Source organism: Actinoplanes sp. NPDC051470, assembly GCF_040682035.1.
Lineage (GTDB): Bacteria > Actinomycetota > Actinomycetes > Mycobacteriales > Micromonosporaceae > Actinoplanes.
The window spans coordinates 1-1,628 of sequence record NZ_JBFBAA010000084.1 but is presented as its reverse complement, the minus strand read 5'-3'; the positions used below and the strand labels follow the sequence as shown (position 1 = coordinate 1,628).

2 protein-coding genes and 1 pseudogene are annotated in these 1,628 nt (G+C 66.1%); 2 read left to right on the top strand and 1 reads right to left on the bottom strand.

The genetic code is table 11. The annotated features are described in order from the left end of the window. Both AB0M54_RS47865 and AB0M54_RS47860 read left to right on the top strand, forming a co-directional pair. Window positions 1–399, top strand: a pseudogene (locus AB0M54_RS47865) (hypothetical protein); the annotation flags it as partial. Further along, window positions 399–800, top strand: a complete 402-nt coding sequence (locus tag AB0M54_RS47860) for a transposase (RefSeq protein WP_364480055.1) — start codon at window positions 399–401, stop codon at window positions 798–800. The pseudogene AB0M54_RS47865 and the gene AB0M54_RS47860, both read left to right, overlap by 1 nt. Window positions 801–881: 81 nt before the next feature. Here the strand turns inward: AB0M54_RS47860 and AB0M54_RS47855 are convergent. Next, window positions 882–1,628: SAM-dependent methyltransferase (locus AB0M54_RS47855; RefSeq protein WP_364480052.1), on the bottom strand; the 747-nt coding region annotated here is incomplete at its 5' end.

Below are 1,628 nucleotides of genomic sequence, written 5' to 3'. Positions count from 1 at the left end.
ACAGGATCATGGCGTCAGCATGACCATGGGAGCGGGCCAGGGTGCCGGACAAACCGCACGTCAGACCCCGCGGCCGGGTTTCCGAACGGCACAGGCCATCGCAGGATCCAGGGCGAGTTGGTCGGCCTGGGTTACCGGGCGGCGGCCAGTACCGTGTGGCCCATCTTGACCAAGGCCGGGGTGGATCCGGCACCGCGGCGTACCGGGCCGATCTGGACGCAGTTCCTGAGAGCTCAAGCCAAGGGGATCCTGGCCAGCGATTTCCTGCACGTCGACACGATCGGGTTGACCCGCATCCACGTGTTGTTCCTGATGGAGATCGGCACCCGCCGGGTGCACCTCTCGGAGTTACGACCCATCCGAACGGTGCCTGGGTGGCGTAGCAGGCCCGCAATCTGATGCTCGACCTGGGGAAGCGGGCTGGGCAGGTCCGGTTCCTGATCCGCGACCGGGACACCAAGTACACCGCCATGTTCGACGAGGTGTTCACCAGCGAAGGTATCGAGGTCCTGCGCAGTCCACCGCAGGCGCCGCGGGCGAATGCGTACGCGGAACGGTGGGTGCGCACCGTACGGCGGGAGTGTCTGGACCGGATGCTTGTCTACGACCCGAGGCACCTGCTGGCCGTCCTGGGCGAGTTCGTCGTGCACTACAACGAGCAGCGCCCTCACCAAAGCCGTCGTCAGCGCCCACCTAACGCCGCGGACACCGTTCCAGCCGTCGTCGACCTGGACTCGGCCCGGGTCCACCGCAGGAAGATCCTCAACGGACTGATCAGCGAATATTCGCAGGCAGCGTAAGCCAAACCGCGTTTTCGAGCGGTACAGGCGCCAGGGCCGCCAGGCATCGACGACGCGGACAGCGACACCTCTCATGCAAGGTCACAGCACGGCCAACAGCACCAGCATGACATCCGGATCTGGCGCTGATGGTGCACGCCTGCGGTTGGCGCCATCGTCACTTCGTATACCTCGCGATGTCCGCCGCGGCGTCAACCGCAGCATGTCCCACGCATGCCCGTACAGCGCCGCCAGTGACGGCTTGCGGCCAACACCACCGAACGCATCCACATCGAACGGTTCCTCATCTGGACCTGGCCGCCACCGCGGGCACGAGACGATCCCAGGTTCAATGAGCTCCAAGCCAGCAAAGAAGCTGGCGATCTCCTCCGGCGTGCGCAGCTGATAGGGCACCGCACCGGTGTCGTTGTAGTCCTGTTGCGCCTCGGCGAGCGCCTCACCCGCGACGACCTGGGTACCGTCGTTGATCGAGAGGTAGCTGCCGGAAGGCAGGCCGGCCATCAGCCGGGACACGATGTCGCGGGCCTCGCCGAGGTCGGACACATGGCCGAGGATGCCGCTGAGGATGAGCGCCACTGGCTGGTCGAGGTCGAGCGTCTTGGCGGTGGCATCGAGAATCAGCTCTGGCTGGTGGAGATCGGCGTCGACGTAGTCGGTGGCGCCCTCGGGGGAACCGGTGAGAAGCGCTCGCGCGTGCACGAGCACGAGCGGATCGTTGTCCACATAGACGACCCGCGAGATCGGCGCGACCCGCTGAGCGATCTGGTGCGTGTTGTCAACCGTCGGCAGGCCGGTGCCGACGTCGAGGAACTGACGGATACCGGCCTC

Bases quoted from the DNA above. Each gene is read 5' to 3' on its own strand.
- AB0M54_RS47860 (WP_364480055.1), top strand. From the start codon at position 399: ATGCTCGACCTGGGGAAGCGGGCTGGGCAGGTCCGGTTCCTGATCCGC.